Raw genomic sequence first — 22,313 nt, forward strand, 5'->3', positions numbered from 1 at the left:
AATTACGCCCTTGATCCAGACTGTGACCGGGAGCAGTGAAACTATGCATCAGCGCGCAAAGGTGTATTCCAAACTTGCCTTTGCTGTTGTTTAGCACGCATAAAGGAATCAGGCGCGATACGCGACCACTCCCCGGATTGCGAGGCCTCAGCATCTGCCTGGCAAAGAAGAGGGCCGGGCCAACGCCCGGACGGGATCATCCGCAAGGAACAGGGCCAGACAATGTTCAACGAGATCATGCGAGCAGAGATCTGGCTGCAGGACACCCTGGAGAGCCAGGAGAGCATTGAAGCCCTGGCCGAGAGACTGGGTTACTCCACCTCCCAGGTCAGGCGGCGTTTTCGCCAGTACTTCGGCATGTCACCCAGTGCCTACCGTGAGGCCCTGCGTCTCGAGAAGGCCGGCAGGTTGCTGGTCCATACGCCAATCAGCATCCGGGAGATCGCCCGGCTCTGCGGCTACACCAACCACTCGGCATTCAGCCGCGCCTTTCTGCGCCGTTTCCGCTGCAGTCCGCGCCAACACCGCCGGGACGGGCGCAAGGCGCTGGCCGAGGCCGCTACCGGGGCCGGCCTGGATGTCTCGCCACGGATCAGGCAGGTACCATCCTGTGCGGCGGTAGTGGCACGCCAGTATGAAGCGACCGATACGCTTCCTTCTCCCGATAGCTGGCACAGGTGCCTGAATGGCTATCAACTCCCCCTGCCCGGTGCCCCCGAACGTGCCGCGGCCATCACCCTGCTGTATACCCCGCGAATGGACACCTGCCTGCCGCGTCGCGACACCGGCGTGCTGGTGGATGAACAGGCAGCCAACTCACTGGCCGTCCCCCCGTCGCTGCGCATGCTGCGGATGCCGACGGAACGCTGTGCCTGCATCGAGCTCACTGATCATCGTGCACTGGATGACACCCTGGCTTCGCTGCTGACGGCACTGCCCGACATGGCCGAACACTACAGCGGTGAGCCAATACGCCTGGTAAAGAGTGACTCGGGGGTCGAAATCCAGCTGCCCCTGCTCGAGACAGGCTGACCGGACTCGGCGAGACTGCAACGATAAAACGGCGCCCGAAGGCGCCGTTTTTGCATGCTCGCCGGACTGAAAATCACAATCCGATACCGAGTCGATAACTCCGAGCTTACTCTTCGACACGCACCAGCCAGGACTCGACGGTATCGGAACCGAACTCGTCCTTCCACGCCTTCAGGGTCTTCTGATTACCACCACGAGTCTCGACGACTTCACCGGTATTGGGGTTCTTGTAGATCTTCAACTTGCGCTTGCGGCGCGTGCCGGTGGCGGAGGAAGCCGCCGCTTTCGGGGCTGAGGCCGCCGGCTTGGGGTCGAGCAGCGCGATGACGTCCGCGGCACTCTTGTCGTACTCCTTCATCAGCGTTTCCAGCTTGTCCTTGAACTCGAGCTCGCTCTGGAGACGCTTGTCGTTCTGCAGCTTGTCCAGGTTGGACTGGAGTTCCTTCAGCTGCTGTTCCATCTGCATGTATTCGTTAAGAAGTGACATCTAGTGTTTTCCTTGATGCGGGTTTGGCGGGAAACAACGGGGAAGCATTATGTGTGGTAATAACGTCTTATTGCAATAGTCTGGGCGAGTTATCCGATTGAATCAAGTTGTCGCACTTTATAAGGGCGATAACATTTCATGGAGTCCACCGGATGAGTTGCCAAGCAACCCGAAGAAGTTGAACTCCTGGGCACCGACGCCGTGAAAGTCGACTCGACGAATTACTGAATCCAGAGTTCACCCAACAGCCACCGAACAGAAAAGGGGCCCCCCAATGCCGCAAGGTGGCTTCGCATATGTGCCCCCTAAAAAAAACCGCCGCCCCGAAGGGCGGCGGTTCTTGTCCGTCGGAAGCGGGCTTCCGATCAGTCCTGACCCATCTGCTGCTTGATCAGGTCGCCGATGGTGGTCGGGCCACCGCTCTCGGGCGCCTCTTCACGCAGCTTCTTCAGGTTCTGACGAGTGTCGTCCTGATCCTTGGCCTTGATGGAGAGGTTGATCTGACGGTTCTTGCGATCGACACCGATGATGCGGGCCTCGACGCTGTCGCCTTCGTTCAGGACGTTGCGGGCATCCTCGACGCGGTCGGCGCTGATCTCGGAGGCCTTGAGCACGGCAACGACATCGGTAGCCAGCTCGACCTGGGCCTGCTTGGCATCGACCTCGACCACACGGCCGGTGACGATGGAGCCCTTGTCGTTGACCGCCAGGAACTCGGAGACCGGATCGGTATCCAGCTGCTTGATGCCCAGCGAGATGCGCTCACGCTCCGGATCGATGGAGAGGATCACGGCCTCGGCCTCGTCACCCTTCTTGAACTGGCGAACTGCTTCTTCGCCGGTATCGGTCCAGGAGATGTCGGAGAGGTGAACCAGGCCGTCGATGCCGCCTTCCAGGCCGATGAAGATGCCGAAGTCGGTGATCGACTTGATGGTGCCGGCAACACGGTCGCCCTTGTTGTAGGTGGCACTGAAGGTCTCCCAGGGATTGGCGGTGCACTGCTTGATGCCCAGGGAGATACGACGACGCTCCTCGTCGATATCCAGGACCATGACGTCCACATCGTCGCCGACCTGGACGACCTTGGACGGATGGATGTTCTTGTTGGTCCAGTCCATTTCGGAGACGTGGACCAGACCCTCGACACCCTCTTCCAGCTCGGCGAAGCAGCCGTAGTCGGTGAGGTTGGTGACGGTGGCGTGAACCTTGGTGCCTTCCGGGTAACGATCCTTGATGTTGACCCAGGGATCCTCGCCCAGCTGCTTCAGGCCCAGGGAGACGCGGTTGCGCTCGCGGTCGAACTTGAGCACCTTGACGGTGATCTCGTCGCCCACGGCCACGATCTCGCTGGGATGCTTGATGCGCTTCCAGGCCATGTCGGTGATGTGCAGCAGGCCATCGACGCCGCCCAGGTCGACGAAGGCGCCGTAGTCGGTGAGGTTCTTGACGATACCGACGATCTGCTGGCCTTCCTGCAGGGTGGCGAGCAGGGCCTCACGCTCGGCGCTGTTCTCGGCCTCGAGCACGGCGCGACGGGAAACGACAACGTTGTTGCGCTTCGGGTCGAGCTTGATGACCTTGAAGTCGAGTTCCTTGTTCTCGAGGTGCGTGGTGTCGCGCACCGGACGCACGTCGACCAGAGAACCCGGCAGGAAGGCACGGATGGAGTCGACGTCGACGGTGAAGCCGCCCTTGACCTTGCCGTTGATCACGCCCTTGACGATCTCGTCCTTCTCGAAGGCGGCTTCCAGCACCTTCCACGCTTCGGCGCGCTTGGCCTTCTCGCGGGAGAGGCGGGTCTCGCCGAAACCGTCCTCGACGGCCTCCAGGGCGACGTGCACTTCGTCGCCAATGGCGATGGCCAGTTCGCCGTTCTCGTCACGGAACTGGGCCGAGGGGATCTGACCTTCGGACTTCAGGCCGGCATTGACGGTGACCCAGTCACCCTCGATGTCGACGACGGTAGCCACGACGATGGCGCCGGGCTCCATGTTGATGTCCTGGAGAGACTGTTCAAAAAGTTCAGCAAAGCTTTCGCTCATGATGTTCCTACGTGATCAACGTTAAAGTGCGGCGGAGCCGCTTCCTCCGCACCACCAGCGAGTGCGGGCCTTATTCACCAAACCCCCGGAGATGTTGGCGCTGGTTCGACCTGGCTCGGCTCTCGGCTAACGGTGCCGAGCCACGTCATCACATGCTGCCGGAGGCGCCGCAAGGGAGTTTCAGGCGTCGGGGAGCAGACCGCGTTGGGTCAGGAGCTCCGTCAGCCGATCCACCACTTCCGGTATCGTCAGGCGCGTGGTATCAAGCGTGATGGCGTCATCGGCCGGCTTGAGTGGCGCCACGCTGCGCTGCATATCGCGGGCGTCGCGCGCCTGAATCTCCTTCAAAAGACTCGATAGACTAGCATCCACCCCGGCCTCTCGCAACTGGCGCTGGCGGCGATGGGCGCGTTCCTCGGCACTCGCGGTGAGAAAGATCTTCAGCGGCGCATCAATGAATACCACCGTGCCCATGTCACGCCCGTCGGCCACCAGCCCGGGGGGCTTGCGGAAGTCGCGCTGGCGGCTCAGCAGCGCCTCGCGCACCGCGGGCAGCGCGGCGACCCGCGAGGCGGCGTCGCCCACCTGCTCGGTGCGGATGGTGGTGGTGGCGTCATCGCCCTCGAGCAGCACCCGGGTGGAGTCGGCCTCGGCCACGAACACCACATCGAGACCGCGCGCCACCTCGGCGAGCCGCGCCTCATCCTCCAGGGACACGCCATGCTTGCCGGCGGCCAGGGCGGTCAGGCGATAGAGGGCACCGCTATCCAACAAGTGCCAGCCCAGCCGCTCGGCGACCAGGCGGCTGATGGTGCCCTTGCCGGCACCGCCGGGGCCATCGATGGCCAGCACCGGTGCCTGGGTCCGGGATTCACTCATGCGCCCTCCTCGTTCGACTCTTCCTGCAGTGTCAGTCCCACCTTGCGCGCCAGGTCGACAAACCCGGGGAAGGAGGTGGCCACGTTGGCGCAGTCATCGATGATGATCTCCCCACTGGCGCGCAGGGCGGCGATGGCAAACGCCATGGCGATGCGGTGATCCTCGAGGCTGTCGATGCGCCCGCCGCCATAGTTGGGACCTTCGACATTGCCACCGCCCACGATATCGATGCCATCGGGATACAGAGTGTGCTCGACGCCGATGGCGGCCAGTCCGTCGGCCATGGCCTGCAGCCGGTCGGACTCCTTGACCCGCAGCTCCTCGGCACCACGCAGTCGGGTAGTGCCCTCGGCGTTGGCCGCGGCGATAAACAGCGCCGGGAACTCGTCGATGGCCAGCGGCACCTGATCCACCGGGATCTCGATGCCCTTGAGGGGAGCGTAGCGGATATGCAGGTCGGCCACCGGCTCGCCGCCCACCTCACGCTCGTTCGTCAGGCGCAGGTCGGCCCCCATGAGCTGGAGGATATTGATCACCCCGATGCGGGTCGGATTGATGCCGACATGCTCCAGCACCAGGTCGGAGCCGGGGGTGATCGCCGCCGCCACCAGGAAGAAGGTGGCCGAGGAGATATCGCTGGGCACGTCGATGGGGGCCGCGGTGAGCTTGCCGCCACCTTCGAGCCAGCAAGTATCGTCCTCACGATGCACCGCGTAGCCGAACCCGGTCAGCATGCGCTCGGTATGATCCCGGGTCGGTGCCGGCTCACGCACGCGGGTCTCGCCCTCGGCGTAGAGGCCGGCGAGCAGCAGGCAGGACTTCACTTGGGCGCTGGCCATGGGCATGTCGTAGGTGATGCCCTTGAGCGCACGGCCGCCATGGAGATGCAGCGGCGGGCGGCCGCCCTCGGCGGTGTCGATCTCGGCACCCATCAGGCGCAGCGGATCGGCCACCCGGTTCATGGGGCGCTTGGTCAGCGAGGTGTCGCCGGTCAGCTCGGTATCGAAGGACTGGCCGGCCAGCAGCCCGGCAAACAGGCGCATGGCGGTGCCGGCATTGCCCACGTAGAGCGGCCCGGAGGGCGCCTTGAGGCCGTGCATGCCCACACCGTGGACGGTCACGCGACCCTGGTGGGGGCCCTCGATGGCCACGCCCATCTCGCGAAACGCCTGCAGGGTGGCCAGGCTGTCCTCACCCTCCAGGAAACCCTTGATCTCGGTAACCCCCTCGGCCAGGGCGCCGAGCATGATGGAGCGGTGGGAGATCGACTTGTCGCCGGGGACGCGGATGCGTCCGACTACGGCGCCGCCGGGGCTCACCCGGTAACGCAGCTTGCCTTGCTGTTGCATCTGGTATTCCGCCTGATAACTGGTCTTGTTGAGCAGGGATTCGAAGTAGTGCCGGGCGTGGCTGGCGCGATCGAAGGTCGCCAGCATGGCGTCGCCATCGCCGCGCTCCACGGCATCACGCAGCCGCGCCACACCGGCCTCGAAGTCGTCGAGGGAGGCGAGCACGGCGTCGCGGTTGGCGGTGAAGATATCGCGCCACATCACCGGATCACTGCCGGCGATACGGGTGAAGTCGCGAAAGCCGCCGGCGGCGTAGCGAAAGATCTCGAGGCGCTCGTCCTGGCGGGCCAAGGTATCCACCAGCGAGAAGGCCAGCAGGTGCGGCAGGTGGCTGGTACGTGCCAGCACCTGGTCGTGGCGCGCCACGTCCATCTCCAGCACCTCGGCGCCGCACGCCGCCCACAGCGCACGCACACGGGCAAGCGCCGCCGGGTCGGTATCCGGCTCGGGCGTGAGGATCACCTTGTGGTCGACATAGAGCTCGGGGTTGGCCGCCGCCACACCACTCTTCTCGGAGCCGGCGATGGGATGGCCAAGCACCAGGTTCGGCGGCACGCGGCCGAAGGCGGCGATGGCGCAGTCGCGGATGGCGGCCTTGGTGCTGCCCACATCGGTGATCACCACCTCAGGGGCGGCGCGCGCAAGCAGGCCGGCGAGCTCGCCCATCACGCCACGCATGGCCAGCACCGGCACCGCCAGCACCACCAGGCTGACGTCGTCGATGACGTTCTCGAGACGCGTGTCGCCGCCGTCGATCAGCCCCATCTCGATGCCGCGGGCGATCTCGTCCGGGTCGGGGTCACAAGAGAGAATGGCGCCCCGAAACCCGGCGTCGCGCAGAGCCGCGGCCAGGGAGCCGCCGATCAGGCCGAGCCCGACGATCAGGATGCGGGACTCGGCGACCGGCTGTTTCACCAGTGATGCCATGCCTCAGAGCACGCCGACGGGGTAGGAGCCCAGCACCTTCACCTCGGCGGCACGCAGGCGCACCTCCTCCAGCACCGCGGCGACCCGGGGCTCGTCGCGGTGGCCCTTGAAGTCGATGAAGAACACGTAGTTCCACACGCCGCTGCGCGAGGGGCGGGTCTCCAGGCGGGTCATGTCGATCTGGTGGCGATGGAACGGCTCCAGCAGGTCGTGCAGGGCACCCGGCTGGTTGCGCATGGCCACCACGATGGAGGTCTTGTCCTCGCCGGACATCGGCACGTCCTGGTTGCCGATGATCAGGAAACGCGTGGAGTTGTCCGGGCGATCCTCGATCTTCTCGGCGAGCCGGGTGAGGCCGTAGAGCTTGGCCGACATGTCACCGGCGATGGCCGCACTGTGCCACTCGGTCTTGACCAGGCGCGCCGCCTCGGCATTGGAGGAGACCGGCACCCGCTCGGCCTGGGGATAGTGGGCGTCGAGCCACTTGCGGCACTGGGCGAAGGACTGCGGATGCGAGTAGATACGCGAGACCTTGTCCTGGCGGGTGGTCTCGCTCACCAGCAGGTGATGGTGGATGCGCAGCACCACCTCGCCGCAGATGCGCAGGCCTGAGTCCATGAAGGAGTCCAGGGTGTGGTTGATCACTCCCTCGGTGGAGTTCTCCACCGGCACCACGCCGTAGTTGACCGCGCCGGCCTCGACCTCGCGGAACACCTCGTCGATGGCGGCCATGGGCAGGCTCACCGCGCTCTCGCCGAAGTGCTTGAGGGTGGCCTGCTGGGTGAAGGTGCCCTCCGGTCCCAGGTAGGCGACCTTGATGGGCTGCTCCAGGGCCAGGCAGGCGGACATGATCTCGCGGAACAGCCGCGCCACCTCTTCGCTATCCAGCGGCCCCTTGTTGAGCGCCATGATCCGGCGCAGCACCTGGGCTTCCCGCTCGGGGCGATAGAATACCGCCCCGGCGTCGGCGGCGGTCTTGACCTGGGCGACCCGCTGGGCGCACTCGGCGCGCTCGTTCATCAGCGTCAGCAGCTGGCTGTCCAGGTCGTCGATGCGGTCACGCAGCGCATCTAGATCGATGGGGGTGTCACTCATGGTTTTATCAGCCCCTTCTGTTTTCGAAATCGGCCATGAAGTCGATCAGCGCATCCACGGCGGCCTCGGGCACGGCGTTGTAGAGGCTCGCGCGCATGCCCCCCACACTGCGGTGACCCTTGAGGTTCAACAGCCCCGCCTGCTCGGCCTCGGCGAGGAACGGCTTGTCCAGGCGCTCGTCGGCAAGCACGAAGGGCACGTTCATGCGTGAGCGGTTGGCCGGCGCGATAGGGTTTGAGTAGAGCGCGCTGGCGTCGATGGCCGCGTAGAGCTTGGCGGCCTTGCGGGCGTTGATCGCCTCCATGGCCGCCAGGCCGCCGATATCGTCCTTGAGCCACTCGAACACCAGCCCCGCCAGGTACCAGCTATAGGTGGCCGGGGTGTTGACCATGGAGCCGGCCTCGGCCAGGGCCTTGTAGCCGAACAGCGAGGGCATGTCGGGCCGCGCGCGGTCGAGCAGGTCCTCGCGCACGATCACCACCACCAGGCCGGCCGGGCCGATGTTCTTCTGGGCACCGGCATAGATGATGCCGAACCGCGAGACATCCAGCGGGCCGGAGAGGATGGACGAGGACATGTCGCAGACCAGCGGCACCTCGCTGCCGTCCGGCCGGCGGGGCCCGCCACCTTCACTGCCGGGAATGTAGTCGAACGCCAGGCCGCCGATGGTCTCGTTGGCGGTGTAGTGCAGGTAGGCAGCGTCGCCGGAGAACTCGAGCTGCTCCGGGCGCGGCACCGCGGTATTGCCGTCGGCTTCGCTCGACGCCGCCACCCGGACATCACCGAACAGGTGGCGCGCCTCGGCGATGGCCTTGCGGCTCCAGATGCCGGTATCGACGAAGTTGGCGCTGCCTCCCCGACCAAGCAGGTTGTAGGGCACGGCGGCGAACTGCTGGGTCGCCCCACCCTGGGTGAAGAGCACCTTGTAGTTGGCGGGGATGGCCAGCAGCTCGCGCAGGTCCGCCTCGGCCTTCTCGGCGATGGCGACATACTCCGGCGAGCGGTGGCTCATCTCCATCACCGAGAGGCCATGGCCGCGGTAGTCGAGCATCTCGTCGCGGGCCCGCTCCAGCACCGCGGTGGGCAGCGCCGCGGGACCGGCGCAGAAGTTGTGGTGGCGAATGGGGGACAGACCCCCATTTCCGTTACTCCCCATCGTGCTGATCTCCGTTATTTTCATCGAAATGGGGGTCTGTCCCCAATTCCTCCGATTCCTCGGGCTCGTCGATGCGTACCGTCTTGACCAGCTTCTCGTCGTTGCCCAGGCGGATCAGCATCACGCCCTGGGTGTTGCGCGAGGTGATCGAGACCTCGTCGACGCGGGTCCGCACCAGGGTGCCGCGGTCGGTGATCAGCATCATCTCGTCGGAGGAGTAGACCTGCATGGCGGCGACCAGCGCGCCGTTACGCTCGCTGGTCTGCATGGCGATGACACCCTGGCCACCGCGGCCACGCAGCGGGAACTCCTCGAGGCGGGTGCGCTTGCCATAGCCGTTCTCGGAGGCGGTGAGGATATAGATCTGGCCGCCGTTGGCGTGCTCGACGGTAGTGCCCTCCTCGTCCTCGCTCTCCGCCTCTCCATCAAAGCCGGCCTCGGCATCGATCAGCTGGCTCTGGGGGATGATCAGGCTGATCACCTCGGCATCGTCGAGCAGGCGCATGCCGCGCACCCCACGGGCGGTGCGGCCCATGGCACGCACATTGCCCTCCTCGAAGCGGATCGCCTTGCCGTTGGAGGAGAGCAGCATGACGTGGTCGGAGCCGGAAGTGATGGCGGCGCCGATCAGGCGATCGCCCTCTTCGAGGTCGATGGCGATCAGGCCGACGCTGCGCGGCCGCGAGAACTGCTCGAGGCTGGTGCGCTTCACCGTGCCGCGGGCGGTGGCGAAGAAGATGTAGTTGTCCGGGTCATAGTGGCGCACCGGCAGGATGGCGTTGATCGCCTCACCCTCGTCCAGGGGCAGCATGTTGACCAGCGGCTTGCCCCGCGAGCCACGGCTGGCCGCCGGCATCTCGTAGACCTTGAGCCAGTAGACCTTGCCGCGATTGGAGAACAGCAGCACGGTGTCGTGGGTGGAGGCCACCAGCAAGTGCTCGATGACGTCCTCGTCCTTCATGGCGGTAGCCGACTTGCCGCGACCGCCGCGGCGCTGGGCCTGGTAGTCGGAGAGCGGCTGGGTCTTGGCGTAGCCGGTGCGCGACACGGTAACCACCATGTCCTCCTCGGCGATCAGGTCTTCCATGGAGAGGTCGAGGTGGCTGGCCTGGATCTCGGTCTTGCGCGGATTGCCGAACTGGTCGCGCACCGCGATCAGCTCCTCGCGGATCACCTCGAGCAGGCGCTCGGCGGAGGCCAGGATCGCCATCAGCTCGGCGATCTTCTCGAGGATGCCCAGGTACTCATCGAGAAGCTTCTCGGTCTCCAGCCCGGTCAAGCGGTGCAGGCGCAGCTCGAGGATGGCCTGGGCCTGGGCCGGCGACAGGCGATACTGGCTGCCGGCCTGGTCGAGGCCGAAGCCCTCCTCGAGGTCCTCGGGCTTGCAGGAGGTGGCCCCGGCACGTTCGAGCATGCCGGTGACCTGCCCCGGCGGCCAGGTGCGGGCGAGCAGCTTCTCCTTGGCCTCGGCGGCGTTGGGGGAGCCCTTGATCAGCTCGATGACCTCGTCGATATTGGAGATCGCGACGGTGAGGCCCTCGAGGATATGGCCGCGCTCACGAGCCTTGCGCAGCTCATAGAGGGTGCGTCGGGTGACCACTTCGCGGCGGTGGCGAATGAACGCCTCGAGGATCTCCTTGAGATTGAGGATCTTCGGCTGGCCGTTGTCGATGGCAACCATGTTGATGCCGAAGACGGTCTGCAGCTGGGTCTGGGCGAAGAGGTTGTTGACCACCACCTCGCCGGATTCGCCGCGTTTGACCTCGATCACCACCCGCAGGCCGTCCTTGTCGGACTCGTCGCGCAGCTCGGCGATGCCCTCGATCTTCTTCTCCTTCACCAGCTCGGCGATCTTCTCGATCAGACGCGCCTTGTTCACCTGGTAGGGAAGCTCGTTGACGATGATATGGTCGCGGCCACTCTTGTCGTCATGCTCGATGGTATGACAGGCACGCACATAGATGCGCCCGCGGCCGGTGCGGTACGCCTCGAGGATGCCGGCACGGCCGTTGATGATGCCACCGGTGGGGAAGTCGGGCCCGGGGATATGCTCCATCAGGTCATCGACGGAGAGGGTGTAGTCGTCGATCAGCGCCAGGCAGGCGTTGATGATCTCGCCCATGTTGTGGGGCGGGATATTGGTCGCCATGCCCACGGCGATGCCCGAGGAGCCGTTGATCAGCAGGTTGGGGACCTTGGTGGGCAGCACCTCGGGGATGCGCTCGGTACCGTCGTAGTTGTCGACCCAGTCGACGGTCTCCTTCTCCAGGTCGGCCAGCAGCTCGTGGGCCAGGCGCGACATGCGCACCTCGGTGTAACGCATGGCCGCGGCACTGTCGCCGTCGATGGAACCGAAATTGCCCTGGCCATCGACCAGTACGTGGCGCATGGAGAAGTCCTGGGCCATGCGCACGATGGTGTCGTAGACGGCACTGTCACCGTGGGGGTGATACTTACCGATGACATCGCCCACCACACGGGCGGACTTCTTGTAGGGCTTGTTCCAGTCGTTGCCGAGCTCGTGCATGGCGAACAGCACACGCCGGTGAACCGGCTTGAGGCCATCGCGCACATCCGGCAGCGCCCGGCCGATGATCACGCTCATCGCGTAATCGAGGTACGACTGCTTCAGTTCGTCCTCGATGTTGACTGGCAGAATCTCTCTGGCGATGTCACCCATGGGTCGTCGAATCCTTTGCACTGCAGGAGGTTGGCCGCCCGCCGTGGCGTTGCCTGGGGCGCCATAACAGCCTCACATCATACCACTCCGACACGGGCAAAGGGAGTTGGCTGTGCCAGCCAGGACCCACCGCTCTACTCCAGCACGAGGGGGGCCAGCAGGTCATGCAGCTCGCCCTCGATGGGGATGGCGCGATTGGCGGCCACATCGAGCAGCACGAAGGTGATGGTGGCGCGACTCACCAGGGCATCGTCGCTCCGCCGGTGGATCTCCTGGGCCATGCGGGCGCTGCGCCTGCCCAGCTCGCAGATACGGCTGGCGATCTCGAGATCATCGCCGGCCACCGCCGCGGCGCAGTAGTCGATATTGACGTTCACCGCCACGAAGGCCACGTCGCCTCGCTGCAGGCGACGAAACAGGTCGGGCCGGTCATCGAAGTAAGCCCAGCGTCCCTCCTCCAGAAACTCCAGGTAGCGGGCGTTGTTGACGTGGCCATAGCCATCCAGGTGGTAGCCGCGGACGCGCAGCGAGGTTCGAGAGATTCGGCTATCCATGGGGGAGCTCTCCTGCCGGGGGAAAGCCTCGATTCTAGGCACCGATTCGCCTCAATTTCAAACAATCGTTTTACGCCTCTCCGGCGATCGACGCTGGTACCCCTGCGCCCCTTCGGTAATAATGGCAGCCCTTTTCTCCGGGAAAAATGCTTCATGTGGTTCAAGCACTTACACCTTTATCGACTGCACGACGCGCCCGAGCTGGACGCCACCACCCTGGAAGAGGCCCTGGCAGAGCAGGCCGCCCGCCCGCTGGGTGGCCAGGATCCCCGCCGCCTGGGCTGGACCTTCCCGGGCGGTCGCGCCGATACCGCCCGCCTCCACGAGCTGCAGGGCCAGCGCCTGCTCAGCGCGCTGCGCCAGGAGCGCCTGCTTCCCGCCAGCGTGGTCAAGGAGGAGGTCGATGAGCGCGCCGCCGAGGTGGAGACGCGCGAGGGGCGCAAGCTGCGCCGCCAGGAGAAGATCGCCATCAAGGAGCAGGTGGTAGAGGAACTGCTGCCGCGCGCCTTCGTGCGCAGCCAGAAGATCGACCTGTGGTGGGACACCCGGCGGCGGCTGATCGGCATCAACGCCAGTTCGCGCACCCGCGCCGAGGAGCTCCTCGACCTGCTGCGCGAGACCCTGGGCAGCCTCAAGGTGACGCCGCTGGCGACCCAGGTGATGCCCATGCGGGCCATGACCCAGTGGCTCACCGACCCCGCCTCGCGCCCCGCCGACCTGGTGCTGGGCGATCAGGTGGAGCTCAAGGCCAAGGGTGACGACGGCGTGCTGCGGGCCCGCCAGGTGGACCTCGACAGCGACGAGATACAGCAACTGCTGGAGAGCGGCCGCCAGGCCAGCAAGCTGGCCGTGGAGGTCGAGGGGCGACTAAGCTTCGTGCTGCACGATGACCTGGCGCTGAAGTCCATTCGCTTCGGCGACGCCCTGATCGACGAGGCCAACGCCAGCGACGACGGCGACGATGCCCTGCTGCGCCTGGACACCGACTTCGTGCTGATGGCCCAGGCCCTGGGCGAGAATACCGAGCGCCTCATCGCCTGGCTGGGCGGCGAGGCCGGCACCGCAAGCGACGCTTGAGCACCATGACCGACAATCGACCCGACAGCGACGCCCAGGATCCCTGGGCCGAGATCCGCCCCTACAACGACGACGAGGTCGCCGGAGTACTGGCGCGGCTGACCCATGAGCCGGAACTGCTTGACGCCCTGACCCGTTTTCGCCTGCCGCGACTCTCGCGCGTCATGCCGGGCCTCTCGCGCACCCTGGCCAGCCTGGCGCTGCGCCGGCAGGCGCGCGGCGTGGCGAGCGTCAGGGACTTCCAGCAGCGCATCGCCGGCTATATGGAGCGGATGATTCGCACCTCTACCGACGCGTTCGAGACCGAGGGCCTGGATGCCCTGGACGACGATACCGCCTACCTGTTCATCGGCAACCACCGCGACATCTCGCTGGACCCGGCCTTCGTCAACTACGCCCTCTACCTGGCCGGACGCAACACGGTACGCATCGCCATCGGCGACAACCTGCTCAAGAAGCCCTATGTCACCGACCTGATGCGCTTGAACAAGAGCTTCATCGTGCCGCGCAGCGCCCGTGGCAAGCGCGCCATGCTTGCCGCCTACCAGAAGCTCTCCAGTTATATCCGCCACTCCATCACCGCCGACAACCACTCCATCTGGATGGCCCAGCGTGAGGGGCGCGCCAAGGATGGCATCGACCGCACCGACCCGGCGATCATCAAGATGATGACCATAGCGCGGCGCGCCGAGGATCGCCAGGCGAGCCTGGGCGAGGCGATCGCCGAGCTGCGACTGGTGCCGGTGGCGATCAGCTACGAGTACGACCCCTGCGACGTGCAGAAGGCCCGCGAGCTGCATGCGCTGCACTCCAGCGGCGCCTACGAGAAGGGGCAGTACGAGGATATCCAGTCCATCGTCGCCGGCATCACCGGCCACAAGGGTCGCGTCAGGCTCAGCTTCGGGACGCCGCTGGACGCCTCCTTCGGCGCACCGGATGCCGTCGCCGCCGAGATCGACCGCCAGGTGCTCGAGGGCTATCACCTCTTCCCCAGCCACTACCTGGCGCTGGAGGCACTGGGCGAGGCACCCGAGCTGGTCGACCAGAGCGAGGTTACCGACGCCGACCGCGCCCGCTTCCAGGCCCGCCTGCAACAGGTACCGGCCGAGCTGCGCGACTGGTGGCTGGCCCAGTACGCCAACCCGGTACTCAACAAGGCAGGCCGCGCGCCCTACGATCCTGCTGCCGAGCAGGACGAGCAGGACCAACAAGCCGAGTGAGCCCCGTCACGGGGCTCGCAATGCCGGGTCCGGCCACCTAGACTTCAGCAAACACTGATCCACCCCTCGAGCCCCTTCATGTCAGCCGCCCTGCCCGCCTCGCACCGTCCGCTCGCCTCGCCGGCGCGTCGCCGCTTCCTGGCGGGGCTGGGCGGCATGGCGCTTGCCGCGGGCCTGGGCCTGCGGATCCCGGCCGTCGACGCCAACCTCGATCCTGCCCGGCTGCGCCAGAGCATGCAGCGCCTGTATGGCCAGAGCGGCGTGGCAGTGCTCGAGGAGTGGTTCACGCTCCTCGACCGCCTGGCGGACGCCGACCTGCAGAGCCAGCTCAAGGGGGTCAACGACTTCTTCAACCGTCGGGTGCGTTGGGTGGACGACGACAAGAACTGGGGCCCGGTGGATCACTGGGCCACGCCACTGGAGACGCTGGGCCAGGGCAAGGGCGACTGCGAGGACTACTCCATCGCCAAGTACGTCACCCTCAAGCAGCTCGGGGTCCCGGGCAACCAGCTGCGCATGATCTATGTAAAGGCGCGTATCGGCCGCAGCAGCATCACCCAGGCGCACATGGTGCTGGGCTGGTACGAGACACCCTCGGCCCAGCCGCTGGTGCTCGACAACCTGGTGCCGTCGATCACCCCCGCCGAGCAGCGTACCGACCTCGACCCGGTATTCAGCTTCAACAGCCAGGGGCTCTGGGCCGGCGGCAGCAGCCAGTCCCGCGCCGACCCGCTGGCTCGGCTCTCGCGCTGGCGCGGGGTCATCGACCGCATGCGTGACCAGGGATTCATCTGAACCGGGTGCCACACCCGTGGGGAGAACAACGACCATGTCGCTTATCAAGCAGCTCTGGCTCACCGTCATCATCCTGCTGCTGCTCGCCTTCGGTGGCAGCCTGTTCATCGGCGTCACCACCAGCCGTGGCTATATCGAGCAGGAAGTCGAGATCAAGAACCGCGACAACGCCAACGCCCTGGCGCTGACCATGAGCCAGATGGAGAAGGACCCGGTCACCATCGGCCTGTTGCTGGCGGCGCAGTTCGATACCGGCCACTACCGGCGCATCGAGCTGCGTGACCCCGAAGGCGAGATCATCGACCTGCGCGAGGGGCCCGAGGAGGTCGCCGACGTGCCGGGCTGGTTTGTCGATCTGGTCAGCTTCGAGGTGCCCGCCGGCCGCGCGGTGATCCAGGATCGCTGGAACCAGTACGGCACCCTCACCCTGGAGAGCCAGCACAGCTTCGCCTATCGCTCGCTGTGGCGCAGTACCCTGGAACTGATGGGCTGGTTCGCCCTGGCCGGTGTGCTCAGCCTGGCGCTCGCGGCCTGGATCGTGCGAACCATTCGCCGCCCGTTGCGCCAGGTGGTCGAACAGGCCCGGGACATCGGCGACCGTCGCTTCACCACCTCCCCCGAACCGCGCACCCGTGAGCTCAAGGAGGTGGTGCAGGCCATGAACCAGCTCTCCGGCTCGGTGGCCGAGATGCTCGGCCGCGAGAGCGAGCGCCTCGACCTGCTGCGCAAGCGGCTGCAGCATGACCCGGTTTCCGGCGTGCTCAATCGCGAGGCCTTCATGCATCAGCTACGCATCATGCTGGAGAGCAACAACCGCCGCGCCACCGGCACCCTGCTGATGGTACGCGTCGCGCAGCTGGGCGAGGTCAGCGAACACCTTGGCCATGCCGAGACCGACAAGCTGCTGCACGAACTGGCCCAGAGCCTGGAGCAACTCGGCGATATTCGCGGCGAGGGCATCGCCGGGCGCCTCTCCGGCACCGACTTCGCCCTACTGGTACCGGCCAACACCGACACCGCCGCCATCGGCCAGGAGCTGACCCAGCGCCTGGCCGCCCTCAAGGAGCAGCAGGCGATCCGCCTCGGCCTGCCCTCGGCGCTGATCGCCTATGCCCAGGGCGACCGCCCCCGCGCCCTGCTGGCGAGCCTCGACGGCGCCCTCTCCACCGCCGAAAACCGCGGTGACCTCGCCCAGCTGGTGGCAGAGGGGCAGCAGCGCCTGCCGCTCTACCAGAGCCACACCGAGTGGCGCCAGGCGCTCACCCAGGCGCTGGACGACGGCGTCTACCTGGGCCGCTTCCCGGTGCTCGACGCCGAGGGCAAGCTGCTGCACCTGGAGTGCCCCGCGCGGCTGCGCCTCAAGGGCGAATGGCGGCCGGCCGGCATCTTCATGCCGTGGATCTCGCGCCTCGGCCTCGACGCCCGCCTCGACCTGGCGGTGGCCCGCGAGACCCTGCGCGAGATCAACCGCCACGGCAAGCCGCTGGGTATCAACCTCTCCCCCGCCTCAGTACGCGATGGCCGCTTCGTGATGGACCTCCATGGCCTGCTGCAGGGCAACCGCGAGGCGGCCAGGCAATTGTGGATCGAGGTACCCGAGGCCATGGTGATCCACGACCTGGAGAGCTTCCGCAGCCTCTGCCGGCAGCTGCAGCCCTTCGGTTGCAAGCTCGGCCTCGAGCACGTCGGCCGCGAGTTCCGCCGCATCTCCGACCTCAAGGACCTGGGGCTCGCCTACCTCAAGATCGACGCCTCACTGGTACGCGGCATCGGTGACAGCCCCGAACGCCAGACCCTGCTGCGCGGCATGGCCACCCTCTGCCACTCCATCGGCATCCTGGCCATCGCCGAGGGGGTCGACAGCCTGCAGGAATCCGAGCTGGTCCATGAGCTCGGCATCGACGGCGTCACCGGCCCCGGCATCCGACAGCTCGACCGCCCCGGCGGCTGAGCACACGCCCCACGACAAGAAGCGCCGCCTGGGAGATAGCCAGGCGGCGCTTCTCGTTGTGGGAGGCCGGGTCTCCCGGGCGAATGGCGCCGACAGGCGCCCCGACAGTGGCTTTCGAACGAGACTCAGATCACCCCGCCCTCTTCATCTTCCGAGTCCACCAGTTGCAAGCCATTGAGCCGGCGACGCAGCGACTGGCGCTCCATCACCTTCTCCTGGGCCGCTTCGGGAAGCTCGGTGAAACTGATCACCCCCTTGTCCATCAAGAGCTCGATCACGTCCTCCAGCACCCGCACGAAGGCGAGATCGGTCTTGGAGAGATCCACCCCCTCGAACTCCTCGTCCTCGGCCATGAAGGCCTGAAGATCCGGCGCACAGGGCGGCACGAACTCCCGGCACTCCGCGGTAGGCTCGCGGGCCGCCTGAACGATCTGGCCTGTCTCGTTGCGTTTGACGTACATGGTCTCGCTTCCTCGGCGTTTTGGGCAGCATAGCAAAACGCCCTGCCCGGACGAACCGGACAGGGCAAACGCGGATCGAACGAACGACGCTTATTGGTCGATGTTCAACTGGCCGCTGTCGATCATCTGCTGGATCAGACCCGCACTGTCGCTGACATCGCCACCGAAGTCGGCGAACGACTTGCCTTCCAGGGTGATCGTCTGGTCGGCATTCTCCTTGCTGCTGCCGCCATTCAGAGAGCCATCCGAGCTGATATGCAGCACGACGTTGTCGCCCTCCTCCTCGGCAAAGATGTAGTCGCCAATGCTGTCTTCGTCTTCACCCTGCAGGAGATCGGCGAGATCCAAGCGGTCGGCGTCCGGCTCGTCCGTGTCGCCGAACTGGCCGTCATCGGTATCGCTCACCACGGTGAAGTCCTGCACGGTGTCCTCGGCGGGGGCGCCTACGTCGCCTTCATCGCCAAACTCCCAGGCGAAGGTGTCGGCACCGAGCCCGCCATAGAGGTCATCGTTACCGGCACCGCCGTAGAGCGTGTCGTTGCCGTCGGTACCCGTAAGGCTATCATCGGACGACGTGCCGACGACGACAGCGTCCAGAGTGCCGGTCACCGTATTGGTATCGCCTCCGTTGCTCTCCGTGGATGTCACGGAAAGGGTGATCGCCTCCTGCTGGGACTGGTTCAGCTCGCTACTGGAAACAAGCCGCACGTCTCCTGCGGCCTCACCATTGGTGTCCAGAGCCACCGTGTAGCTGCCATCGCTGTTGCCCGTGACCCCAGTACCTGTCACGAGCGCTCCGCTTGGCAAACCGTCGATGGTGATGTCGCTAAGCGTTTCGGAGCCATCCGTGTCGGTCAAAGATGCCGACAAATTCAGGCCGTACTCGTAGGTAGTGACTTCCTTGGTCACCTCTGCGCTGAAGTCGGATATATCGAAGCGACCATCGGTGCGCTCCACGACTACGGTGTCGAACTCATCTCCTCCAGAATAACTTAGCTCTCCATAACCCCAGCCTGTACCATAAGCCAGATCAATATAGTCCATATTGATTGTACTACCGACTTGACCACCATCCTTGTAGAGTTTGATGGTGCCGTCATCTCTCCACCATTGATAATCTGATACTTCAAGGCTAAAGCCTGTCGCTGTGCCGTCAAGATTGTAAGCATGAGATGAATTCGATCCTCCACCCCGGAGAAAGACGGAACCGTCTTCATTGAACGTCTCGGTTTCAGATGTCGTGGTAACCGTCGGCGGCATTACCAGCTCCCCCTCCAACTGAGGCTCGGAAGCCGCCATATCGGGCGCGGTCACATCGATATTGACATCGAACGATGTGCTATCCCCATCCTCATCGGAAGCGGTCACGCTGAACTGCTTCTGGGTCAACCCTTCCTCGAACTCGGTGGCCCCGGCGCTATAGGTGTATTCACCGGTGCTGAAATCGAACATCAGGGTGCCCTGGCCATCCAGCGGGATGCCGTCGCTCGGGAAAGCCGTGGTGCCGTTGCTGCCATCCACGGTATAGGTCGTACCGTATGCGGTGATGCTGTCGAAACTGATGGCACCATCGCCACCGCTGACGTTATCCGAAACATCACCGCTAACGCTGACCTGAGCCGTATTGGTCAGCGTTTGCTCCAGCTGCGATTCGTCGGTGACGATCAGCGGATCCTTGCCCTCCTGAACCTGAACGTGCTCCAGGTACTCGTCGGAGACATCGGAGCCGATACCGATGACGTGCAGCTCATCGACATTGGCATCGATGAAGTTTTTCCAGTCTTGGATCGTCTGACCGTTATCGCTATTGACCGCCCACTCGTTCTCGTTCGGCTCGCCATCGGAGAGGAAGTAGCCAACGGTCTGGTCGACATCGCGTCCTGCAAAGTCTACCCCTTCGGTTTCATCGATCGCATCTTTGTAGTCGGTACCGCCAACGTATACACCGACATCGGAGCCTGACGCATACACCCCATCGTTGTAGCCGTAATCCCTCCAATGCAGCTCCAGCGATTCAATATAATCGACGGCATCGGAGGCGGACTTCCACCCGACATTTATAGCATTGCTGCCAAACAGGGTGAGGTTGACATTCGTGTCTCCCATTTGCTGGTAAGACTCGATGGTCGATATCAGCGACTCCTTGGCAATCTCGAAACGCGTCTTACCGGTACCCCCTACGTCTTCATCCATCGAACCGGATACGTCCAGCGTCAGCACCAGGTCAGTAGCAACGTCACCGACCTCGAGCTCGACCGATTCGTCTTCGCTTTCAGGTACGAGATTCGGCTTCTGCGGCGCTGCCTCACCGGTAATATTGATATCCAACGAGGACTCCACACTGTCACCGTCTGCATCGGTTACCGTGTAGGTGAAGGTGTCCACCTCCGTTTCGCCCGCTGCCAACTCATCGTAGGCCGACTGATCGAGCTGATAGGTGTAGTTTCCGTCGGCATCGACGGTCAGAACGCCAAACTGACCCTGGATTAGAGTTTCCCCGTTACCGTTATCAGTGCCACCGTTCCAAACAACCGCATCGTCTTCGGCGGGACCGTCTGCACCAAAGCCGTAATCCACCTGGCCGGATACATCGGGTGCATCCGAAGATACCAGCTGCCCCATCAGCTTGAAGCTATTGGAGGCACCTTCGTCGGTAAACACCTGATCGACAACATCACCGTTCTGATCAACAAAACCGATAATCTGGAAATTATAGGTTTCGACTTCTCCACTCTCAGTCGTGATCTCAATCGGCACAATTGCGCTCGCATTGTTGATCGTCACGATATCACGCGGATCGGAGCCACTATTCGGTGTTTCGTTGTGGTCGAAATTGATCGTGTGATCAATGGTTGCGTTATAACCATTGATAGTCACGTCAAGCGACAGATTCAAATCGACAGAATCAATGCCCGAACCCGAAGATATCGGGAAGTTGTTGTGAGTAAACTCACCCAACTCAAACATCGAGTTCACCGACACCGACTGCGTGCCGGTCAGATCGTCATTATCATCGAAGGTGTAGTTGCTAGTACTTGACGTGCCGTCCCAGCTCACCACATCGTCCTGCCCAGCAGGCTGGTTATCGATGTTGACGCCACTGCCACCGGACACATTCGACCACCCAGCGGTCAGGCCACCCACTTCCAACGCATTCACGACGACTGTCATGTCTTGTGAATCGGCGTTGGATACCGGCACGTCGTCATCGAAGGTGATATTCAGCTTGCCATCCGCCGTACTGCCGTCACTGTCGGTGACCGTGTAGGTGAGCCCGAGGTCCGTCTCGTTCTCGGTGTCGGTCTCGTCATCGGTGTGGAGCACATTGTTCAGTAGGCTCACCGTGTAGTCGCCAGTCTGAGCGTCGGTGAGTTCCACCTGGAACAGGTCTTGCCCGTCGCGCTCACCGCCGTCGATCGTCGCCGTCAGAACGTTGTTGTCAGCATCCCAGGCATAAGTGATGTCCTCCGTGCCCAGCGTGCCGCTCTCTCCGTCCATGGCGGCGAAGTCGACATGACCGGCACCGTCATCGCCATAGGCGAAGGCCAATGTCCCGCTGAAGGTGGTTTCATCGCCACCCTGGCCGTCAAGGTCGTTCGGACCTCCCGGGTTGCCGCCTGCCAGACCATCGTCGTCGACGAGCGCGACCACCTCATCGCCCTCGGGATTGTCGATGGTCGGAGTGTGTGCATCGCCCACTCGTACCGTGACCTGACGGGTCACACGGTCGCCGTCCTGATCGAGCACGGTGTACTCGAAAGTCTCGGTGACATCGCCGTCGGTGTTGTCGACGCTAGCCGGTGCGGTATAGACCAGTTGACCATCGCCATTGATGCTCAGGCTGCCCTCGGTATCACCCTGGTTGGTGAAGACGATATCGCTGAACGATCCGTCCAGACCGTCGGCACCGGCGTTGATACCCAGCGCCTCAGCCGCATCTTCGGCCAGTACGGTCGCCTCGCTGCCTTCTTCGATGGCTCCGTCGTGAGCGTAATTCTCGGCCGTCGGGCCGTCGTCGCTGAAGGTGATCTCCAGGGCTGCATCGCTGGTGGCGCTGTCGCTGTCACCGTCGGCATCGATCACGGTCTGCACCACCCGGATGCCCGCCGCATCCAGGGTCAGTGCATCGTCATGCTCACCCTCGCTGTTATCCCCATCGACCAGGTGCTCCAGCGCCTGGTGATGGGTCACGGTGATCGTGCCGTCACTGGCAACCTCGACGCTGAACACCGGATCGGTGGTGTCGTCACCCCCTACATAGCCGGTGTAACCGATGACGTTGCCGTCGGCGTCGGTGTCGGCCACCAGTTGGATCTCGTTGGTCGCCACATCGGTGTCAGCACCGGCCAGATACAGTCCGGTGGCCGTATTGGTGGCCGTCAGGCTGTAGCTCACCGTGCCGGCACCGTCGGCGCCGTAGGCCGGCGCAGCAAACAGGGCCGCCACGTTGGCCGCCGTGATGGTGGTGTCGATCGGGCCGTCGATGAAGGCTTCCCCGGCATCCGTCTCGTCCAGCGTGGCGCTCGCGCTGGCCCCTTCCTCGGCGCTGGCGTCGGGACCGTCGTCCTTGAAGGTGATGCTCAGTGCGGCATCGCTGGTCGCGCTGTC

At 64.5% G+C, this 22,313-nt stretch carries 15 protein-coding genes; 5 read left to right on the forward strand and 10 right to left on the reverse strand.

Annotated elements, in window-relative coordinates:
• Positions 1-222: 222 nt before the first annotated feature.
• Positions 223-1,032 carry a helix-turn-helix transcriptional regulator gene (locus tag GRB96_RS00060; protein WP_161429879.1) on the forward strand — a complete coding sequence of 270 codons (810 nt, stop codon included), beginning with the start codon at positions 223-225 and terminating at the stop codon, positions 1,030-1,032.
• Between the two features lie 106 nt (positions 1,033-1,138).
• Here the strand turns inward: GRB96_RS00060 and GRB96_RS00065 are convergent, their stop codons facing one another.
• The 8 genes from GRB96_RS00065 to GRB96_RS00100 all read right to left on the reverse strand — a co-directional run bounded on the left by GRB96_RS00065 (position 1,139) and on the right by GRB96_RS00100 (position 12,201).
• On the reverse strand, positions 1,139-1,519 hold the full coding sequence (locus GRB96_RS00065; RefSeq protein ID WP_161429880.1) for a histone-like nucleoid-structuring protein, MvaT/MvaU family: 381 nt from the start codon (positions 1,517-1,519) through the stop codon (positions 1,139-1,141).
• 365 nt (positions 1,520-1,884) lie between these two features.
• Positions 1,885-3,561, reverse strand: a complete 1,677-nt coding sequence (rpsA, locus tag GRB96_RS00070) for a 30S ribosomal protein S1 (RefSeq protein ID WP_161429881.1) — start codon at positions 3,559-3,561, stop codon at positions 1,885-1,887.
• 180 nt (positions 3,562-3,741) lie between these two features.
• Positions 3,742-4,440, reverse strand: a complete 699-nt coding sequence (cmk, locus tag GRB96_RS00075; RefSeq protein WP_161429882.1) for a (d)CMP kinase — start codon at positions 4,438-4,440, stop codon at positions 3,742-3,744.
• Positions 4,437-6,704, reverse strand: a complete 2,268-nt coding sequence (locus tag GRB96_RS00080) for a bifunctional prephenate dehydrogenase/3-phosphoshikimate 1-carboxyvinyltransferase (protein WP_338073995.1) — start codon at positions 6,702-6,704, stop codon at positions 4,437-4,439. Before GRB96_RS00080 ends, cmk begins: the two co-directional genes overlap by 4 nt.
• Before the next feature lie 15 nt (positions 6,705-6,719).
• Positions 6,720-7,811, reverse strand: a complete 1,092-nt coding sequence (gene pheA / locus GRB96_RS00085) for a prephenate dehydratase (protein ID WP_161429884.1) — start codon at positions 7,809-7,811, stop codon at positions 6,720-6,722.
• Between the two features lie 7 nt (positions 7,812-7,818).
• Positions 7,819-8,967 (reverse strand): 3-phosphoserine/phosphohydroxythreonine transaminase, encoded by a 1,149-nt coding sequence (serC, locus tag GRB96_RS00090; RefSeq protein ID WP_161429885.1) that lies wholly within the window; start codon positions 8,965-8,967, stop codon positions 7,819-7,821.
• Entirely contained in the window at positions 8,957-11,647 is a 2,691-nt protein-coding gene (gene gyrA / locus GRB96_RS00095; RefSeq protein ID WP_161429886.1) for a DNA gyrase subunit A, read from the reverse strand. The genes serC and gyrA overlap by 11 nt, the downstream gene beginning before the upstream one ends.
• A 134-nt stretch (positions 11,648-11,781) precedes the next feature.
• Entirely contained in the window at positions 11,782-12,201 is a 420-nt protein-coding gene (locus GRB96_RS00100) for an acyl-CoA thioesterase (protein WP_161429887.1), read from the reverse strand.
• Positions 12,202-12,354: 153 nt separating this feature from the next.
• On the opposite strand from GRB96_RS00100, the gene GRB96_RS00105 reads away from it, so the two are divergent.
• The 4 genes from GRB96_RS00105 (at position 12,355) to GRB96_RS00120 (ending at position 17,244) form a co-directional block, all read left to right on the forward strand.
• Positions 12,355-13,278: a recombination-associated protein RdgC gene (locus GRB96_RS00105; RefSeq protein ID WP_161429888.1), complete on the forward strand. Its 924-nt coding sequence runs from the start codon at positions 12,355-12,357 to the stop codon at positions 13,276-13,278.
• Between the two features lie 5 nt (positions 13,279-13,283).
• Positions 13,284-14,498 carry a 1-acyl-sn-glycerol-3-phosphate acyltransferase gene (locus tag GRB96_RS00110; protein ID WP_161429889.1) on the forward strand — a complete coding sequence of 405 codons (1,215 nt, stop codon included), beginning with the start codon at positions 13,284-13,286 and terminating at the stop codon, positions 14,496-14,498.
• Between the two features lie 78 nt (positions 14,499-14,576).
• On the forward strand, positions 14,577-15,293 hold the full coding sequence (locus tag GRB96_RS00115) for a transglutaminase-like cysteine peptidase (RefSeq protein WP_161429890.1): 717 nt from the start codon (positions 14,577-14,579) through the stop codon (positions 15,291-15,293).
• Positions 15,294-15,327: 34 nt separating this feature from the next.
• Entirely contained in the window at positions 15,328-17,244 is a 1,917-nt protein-coding gene (locus tag GRB96_RS00120; RefSeq protein WP_161429891.1) for an EAL domain-containing protein, read from the forward strand.
• Between the two features lie 125 nt (positions 17,245-17,369).
• On the opposite strand, the gene GRB96_RS00125 is transcribed toward GRB96_RS00120, so the two are convergent.
• Both GRB96_RS00125 and GRB96_RS00130 read right to left on the reverse strand, forming a co-directional pair.
• Positions 17,370-17,705, reverse strand: a complete 336-nt coding sequence (locus GRB96_RS00125) for a tryptophan synthase subunit beta like protein (protein WP_161429892.1) — start codon at positions 17,703-17,705, stop codon at positions 17,370-17,372.
• Positions 17,706-17,795: 90 nt separating this feature from the next.
• Positions 17,796-22,313: DUF5801 repeats-in-toxin domain-containing protein (locus tag GRB96_RS00130; protein WP_161429893.1), on the reverse strand; the 4,518-nt coding region annotated here is incomplete at its 5' end.

It is taken from the genome of Halomonas alimentaria, from assembly GCF_009902005.1.
Taxonomy (GTDB): Bacteria; Pseudomonadota; Gammaproteobacteria; order Pseudomonadales; family Halomonadaceae; genus Halomonas; species Halomonas alimentaria.

Excerpts from the sequence above, each read along its gene's own strand:
- GRB96_RS00060 (WP_161429879.1), top strand. The coding sequence starts at position 223 with ATGTTCAACGAGATCATGCGAGCAGAGATCTGGCTGCAGGACACCCTG.
- GRB96_RS00065 (WP_161429880.1), bottom strand. The coding sequence starts at position 1,519 with ATGTCACTTCTTAACGAATACATGCAGATGGAACAGCAGCTGAAGGAA.
- rpsA (WP_161429881.1), bottom strand. The coding sequence starts at position 3,561 with ATGAGCGAAAGCTTTGCTGAACTTTTTGAACAGTCTCTCCAGGACATC.
- cmk (WP_161429882.1), bottom strand. The coding sequence starts at position 4,440 with ATGAGTGAATCCCGGACCCAGGCACCGGTGCTGGCCATCGATGGCCCC.
- pheA (WP_161429884.1), bottom strand. The coding sequence starts at position 7,811 with ATGAGTGACACCCCCATCGATCTAGATGCGCTGCGTGACCGCATCGAC.
- serC (WP_161429885.1), bottom strand. The coding sequence starts at position 8,967 with ATGGGGAGTAACGGAAATGGGGGTCTGTCCCCCATTCGCCACCACAAC.
- gyrA (WP_161429886.1), bottom strand. The coding sequence starts at position 11,647 with ATGGGTGACATCGCCAGAGAGATTCTGCCAGTCAACATCGAGGACGAA.
- GRB96_RS00100 (WP_161429887.1), bottom strand. The coding sequence starts at position 12,201 with ATGGATAGCCGAATCTCTCGAACCTCGCTGCGCGTCCGCGGCTACCAC.
- GRB96_RS00105 (WP_161429888.1), top strand. The coding sequence starts at position 12,355 with ATGTGGTTCAAGCACTTACACCTTTATCGACTGCACGACGCGCCCGAG.
- GRB96_RS00110 (WP_161429889.1), top strand. The coding sequence starts at position 13,284 with ATGACCGACAATCGACCCGACAGCGACGCCCAGGATCCCTGGGCCGAG.
- GRB96_RS00115 (WP_161429890.1), top strand. The coding sequence starts at position 14,577 with ATGTCAGCCGCCCTGCCCGCCTCGCACCGTCCGCTCGCCTCGCCGGCG.
- GRB96_RS00120 (WP_161429891.1), top strand. The coding sequence starts at position 15,328 with ATGTCGCTTATCAAGCAGCTCTGGCTCACCGTCATCATCCTGCTGCTG.
- GRB96_RS00125 (WP_161429892.1), bottom strand. The coding sequence starts at position 17,705 with ATGTACGTCAAACGCAACGAGACAGGCCAGATCGTTCAGGCGGCCCGC.